Origin of the sequence: Paeniroseomonas aquatica (genome assembly GCF_030409335.1) — a bacterium.
Classification (GTDB): Bacteria; Pseudomonadota; Alphaproteobacteria; order Acetobacterales; family Acetobacteraceae; genus Belnapia; species Belnapia aquatica.
In genome coordinates this window covers 1-4,782 of sequence record NZ_JAUFPN010000285.1, presented here as the reverse complement: position 1 = coordinate 4,782, position 4,782 = coordinate 1, and the positions used below count along the sequence as shown (strand labels likewise).

General features: G+C 61.4%; 6 protein-coding genes. 4 read left to right on the top strand and 2 right to left on the bottom strand.

The window, feature by feature from the left end; translation table 11 throughout:
• The 3 genes from QWZ14_RS29560 to QWZ14_RS29550 form a co-directional block, all read left to right on the top strand.
• On the top strand, positions 1-199 hold a 199-nt coding region (locus tag QWZ14_RS29560; RefSeq protein ID WP_290320655.1), incomplete at its 5' end, for a hypothetical protein.
• Positions 196-846 carry an NnrU family protein gene (locus QWZ14_RS29555; protein WP_290320654.1) on the top strand — a complete coding sequence of 217 codons (651 nt, stop codon included), beginning with the start codon at positions 196-198 and terminating at the stop codon, positions 844-846. The genes QWZ14_RS29560 and QWZ14_RS29555, both read left to right, overlap by 4 nt.
• 302 nt (positions 847-1,148) lie before the next feature.
• Complete coding sequence (locus tag QWZ14_RS29550; RefSeq protein ID WP_290320653.1) at positions 1,149-2,354, top strand: HPP family protein; 1,206 nt, start codon at positions 1,149-1,151, stop codon at positions 2,352-2,354.
• Here the strand turns inward: QWZ14_RS29550 and QWZ14_RS29545 are convergent.
• Entirely contained in the window at positions 2,310-2,864 is a 555-nt protein-coding gene (locus QWZ14_RS29545; RefSeq protein ID WP_290320652.1) for an Rrf2 family transcriptional regulator, read from the bottom strand. The genes QWZ14_RS29550 and QWZ14_RS29545 overlap by 45 nt on opposite strands.
• A gap of 136 nt (positions 2,865-3,000) precedes the next feature.
• Between QWZ14_RS29545 and hmpA the strand changes: the two genes are divergently transcribed.
• Positions 3,001-4,266 (top strand): NO-inducible flavohemoprotein, encoded by a 1,266-nt coding sequence (gene hmpA, locus QWZ14_RS29540; RefSeq protein ID WP_290320651.1) that lies wholly within the window; start codon positions 3,001-3,003, stop codon positions 4,264-4,266.
• Positions 4,267-4,449: 183 nt separating this feature from the next.
• Here hmpA and QWZ14_RS29535 read toward each other — a convergent pair whose 3' ends face one another.
• The gene (locus tag QWZ14_RS29535) at positions 4,450-4,611 is read right to left on the bottom strand and encodes a hypothetical protein (protein ID WP_290320649.1); all 162 of its coding nucleotides are present in this window, start codon (positions 4,609-4,611) and stop codon (positions 4,450-4,452) included.
• Positions 4,612-4,782 lie beyond the last annotated feature (171 nt).

The window sequence follows — 4,782 nt, the reverse complement described above, 5'->3', positions numbered from 1 at the left end:
CTCAAGCTCACCAGCCTCCGGCGAACCTGGAGCGGTTCATGAAGGCCATGCAGGACCAGCCACTATTGTTTCGGCACGAGACATCGCCGAAGCTGCTGAGGATGTCTCGCAACTAGACATCAATGAGCGATCCTCATCTGCTTGTGCAACGCCAAGCGAAGTAAAACTTGGGCATGGAACGGGGAGCAACGAGGGGTGACGGGCTGGGGAGAATATGTCGCCGCATGGGCAGTGTTCCTGCTGACCCACGCCGTCCCGGTGCAGCGACCTGTCAAACTCTGGCTCGTTGAATGTCTGGGGCATGCGAGCTTCTGGTTGACCTATTCCCTGCTGTCGATCGTGGTGCTTGCTTGGATGATTGAGGCTGCCGCACGCGCGCCCTTTGTCGAACTCTGGCCTCGGGCCGAATGGCAAAATCATGTCACCCTGACGACGATGGCGCTGGCCTGTCTGATTCTGTCGCTGGCAGTATTTCGGCCTAACCCCTTTTCTTTTGGCGGTTGGCGCAACGATGATTTTGATCCGGAGCGCCCTGGCATTGTCGGGCTGGTGCGCCATCCGGTGCTGGCCGCGCTCGCACTCTGGGCGCTAGGACACTTGGCTCCCAACGGTGATATCGCCCATGTGGTGATGTTTGGTGGATTTTTGGCTTTTTCCGTTTTCGGGATGGCGATGATTGACCGACGACATCAGCACAGCATGGGAAGCGAGCTTTGGCAACGTTTGAGGCCACGGCGGATACCGCACGACATTGCAAACCCGGTGCGCTGGCTAGCCGCTGCGATGGCGTTAGCAGGACTGATCGTGCTGCATCCTCTGGTCATCGGGCTACCCGCCGTCTGGTAGCCCTTGCAACACATTGTTTTTTAGCTAAAACGCTCCGTAAATGCATATTATTTGCTCATCCAGCGCACCAAATGGCAATCAATTGGGCGCATACAATACGCAGTGCGCGGGTTTGTTCATGCCTATAAACAATCAATTACGCGGCCCCTGCGTTGGCGAAGACATTCGCTGGCAGACAAGCACGCTCACTCCCTTTGCGCCGCCAAAGGTTTTGGCGGGCAAGCCATGATTTGGCGGACCGTAACACTGCGATTTGTGTCTACTCGGTTGAGGTGGGGAACCCTCCGGACGCGGTCTGACAGATGACGCTGTTCAATACCCTTGACCGGCCGAGCGTCATCTTTCGGCGGCATCTTGCCAAGCTGCGCTCCTTGGGGCCCGTGATCGGCCCAACGAGCTCGCGCGACATGGCCGCCGGCGTGGCCGGTGCAGGGCTGGCGCTGTTCCTGTGTGCCACCCTGATTCTTGGAGTCGAGGTTGACCTGTCGACGGGCACCTTTCTTATCGCCCCAATGGGAGCAACGGCGGTCATCCTGCTTGCACTGCCCAACAGCCCTCTGGCGCAGCCGTGGTCTGCCGTCATCGGCAATACGATCTCGGCACTGACAGCCGTCGCCGTGCATCAGGTGACACGGGACCCGGCAATGGCAATCGGGGCGTCTGCTAGTTTGTCGCTCGCCGCGATGTTCTTGACTCGATCCCTACATCCCCCTGGCGGAGCAGTTGCCCTCACGGCGGCGTTAAACCCGGGTTTGCTCGATGCGCTTGGCCTGCGTTTCGCTTTTGGTCCGGTCTTTCTCGGCACGATGACCCTGGTTTTACTGGCAACGGTCTGGCACCGGCTGAACGGGCGAGTTTACCCCTTCCGGCAACCACAAACGGCCGGCCCGCACGCCACCGCCGATAAGGCTGCGCAACAGCGTCTGGGGCTGGAGCCGGAGGAATTGGCTCGCATCCTGGCCGAGTATCGCCAATCGGCCAATCTCGGCGTCGAGGATCTGGCCCGCCTGATTGCAGCGGCCGAACAGGTGGCGGCGGGCCATACCATGGGCGCCATGACCTGCGGCGCCATCATGTCGCGCGATTTGGTGACGGTACGGGCCGATGCCCGTGCGGCGCAGGTGGCCGATCTCTTTCGCAAGCACGGCTTCACCTCGATCCCCGTGGTCGGGGATGGCGGTGTGCTGATCGGCGTCATCTTCCAGCTTGATCTGATCCGCCGAGCCCGGCGCGACGCCCTGCGCGCCAACACCGGCTTTGGCGCGGCAATGGCCGCCATCCGGCGTGATAGGACCGCTGGGATACTGCGCGCCGCCGATGTGATGACAACGGATCTGCCCACTGTCGCCCCGGCAACCCTCACCGCATCGCTTCTGCCGCTTCTGGCCGATGGAGGTGCCGAGGCGGTGCCGGTAATGGATGGAGATCGGATCGTGGGGATAGTCACGAGAACCGATCTGTTGTCAGCGCTGGCCAGATCCGCCGCGCGGCCGGTCATGATCGCCTGACAGCTCGGCGGGGTCTTCAGAGTTCGCTCGGAGTGGCTCGGTTTGGCTGGCCAGGGCTGGGCTAGCTGGACGCATGAGCAGGCTTTGCAGGCCGGCACGACGCTGCACCAGATCAGCCAGGGTGTAACGGTCCAAGATAGACATGAAGGCCTGGCGTGCCTCGTCGAGCACATTGCGCAGGCCGCAGGCCGGCACGATGGCACAAGGCAACCCAGTCGGGTTCTCTGGCGAGCTGAAGCAAGGAACCAGCGCCATGTCTGGCTCGGTCTGCCGCACGACCGCGCCTAGCCCGATCTCCTGCGCCGGCTTGGCCAGCTTCAGGCCACCTCCCTTGCCGCGCACGGTCGTGACGTAGCCGGTGCGGCCGAGCTGGTGCGCGACCTTGGTCAGATGATGTTCCGAGATGCTGTAGCTGCGCGCTACCTCCGCAATGGTGGCGAGCCCGCCATCCTTCACGGCGAGGTATATAAGCATTCGCAACGAAAAATCGGTGTAGACCGTCAGGCGCATAGCCCCTCCCTGATCAGCTTCGCATAAGATGCATGGCAGGTACTACTTCTGAAAGGCTCTCAATAAGGCGTATTTGCAATACACCTTCTAGGAAGGGCAGCAAGGAAAGCTGTCCCTGACCGAGGAGCCTTCAGGCATGCTGTCCGACACGCAACGCAAGATCATCAAGGCCACCGTCCCAGCCCTCCGAGCGCATGGCGAGACGATCACCCGCACCTTCTACAGCGCCATGCTTCAGGCACATCCGGAGCTGCTGAACTATTTCAACCCTGCCAACCAGCGCGGTGAGGGTGGTCAGGCACGGAGCCTCGCGGCTTCCGTGCTGGCGTACGCCGCGAACATCGACCAACTCAGCAATCTGGACGGCATGGTCGAGCGCATCGCCACCAAGCACGTCAGCCTGGAAATTCGGCCCGAACACTACCCGATTGTCGGTCAGTACCTGCTGGGTGCGATAACCGAGGTGCTCGGTGACGCCGCGACGCCCGAGATCATTGACGCCTGGGCAGCCGCCTATGGCCAGCTCGCCGACATCATGATCGGACGCGAACAGGCTCTCTACAGCGAAACCGCAACCCAACCCGGCGGCTGGGCCGGCTTCAAGCCGTTCCGCGTTCTGCGCAAGGTTCGGGAAAGCGACGTGACGACGTCCTTCCATCTTGTTCCTGTCGACGGCGCTCCGCTGCCCGACTTCAGGCCGGGCCAGTACCTGTCGGTGAAGACCAGCTTGCCTGGCTATCCCTATGAGCAGGTCCGGCAATACAGCCTGTCCCAGGCGCCGGATGGCCGGCATTACCGTATCAGCGTCAAGCGCGAAGACGCGCCAGCAGGCCTGTCAGGCGTCCCGGCCGGGCTGGTCTCCAACTTCTTGCATGATACCGTGACGGAGGGCAGCACGCTGCTGGTCCATATGCCTGTCGGCGATTTCGTACTGGACGAGCATGGCGACCGTCCGGTGGTACTGATCAGCGGCGGCGCCGGCATCACTGCCGTGCTCGCCATGCTGGAAGAGCTGGCAATGCGCACGACGCGGAACGTGCTGATGCTGCATGCTGTCCGCTCCCGCGGACATCATGCTTTTGCCGAACGGGTGCGCGCGTTGGCTGCCTCACGCACTGGCATCCGGAGCATGACGCTTTACGAGACAGTAAACTCGGATGACGTGCCTGACGAACATTATGACGCCGTTGGTCGCATTACGGCCGAGGTCATCCGCCCTTATCTGCCGGCAGGCGACGCCGACTTCTACTACTGCGGCCCCATTGGCTTTATGACAGCTGCTGAACGGGCGCTGGACGAATTGGGCGTACCGCCCACCCGCCGGCACAGCGAAGCATTTGCACCCGATCCTTCCTTCACAGCTGGGATGTCTCATTCCAACCCGCATGTAGAGGCGGCATAGCGTCAATCGGCCGCGAGCAGGCCAACTAGTGCGCCTTTTGGAGCCAGCGACGACCCTGGCCCAAACTGGAAGCCACTGCGGTTCACTGGCGAACGGCATGGCGGTTGGGCAGCCCGTCAATGTTAGTTCGTCGCCGCTGAAATCCATTGGTAAGCACGGGTTACGCTGATGGCGCTTGAGCTTTCAACGAGATCGCGCCCGCTCGGCGATGTCCCGAAAGGTCAGGCCGCACAGGTCGTCGAGCGGCTGTTCGCTTGGTTGAGCCGATATTGCCGCCTCAACATCGTCTACGACCGCGTCGCAGACCTCTTGCAGGGCACATCTGGATGCAATGACCTCCATCATCGCCGCCGCCTCGTTGCTCAAACCCAGACGCCGCAACGTCTCTAATCGCGTACAGCCTCTAATTCCAGGCTTTAATGCCGTTTGTAATTCTAAACCGCTTTAATCGGCTGAAAGATGGATATGTTCCCTCCACTGCTAGCCTGGATTATGCGCGAAGGCTGACGGGCATGG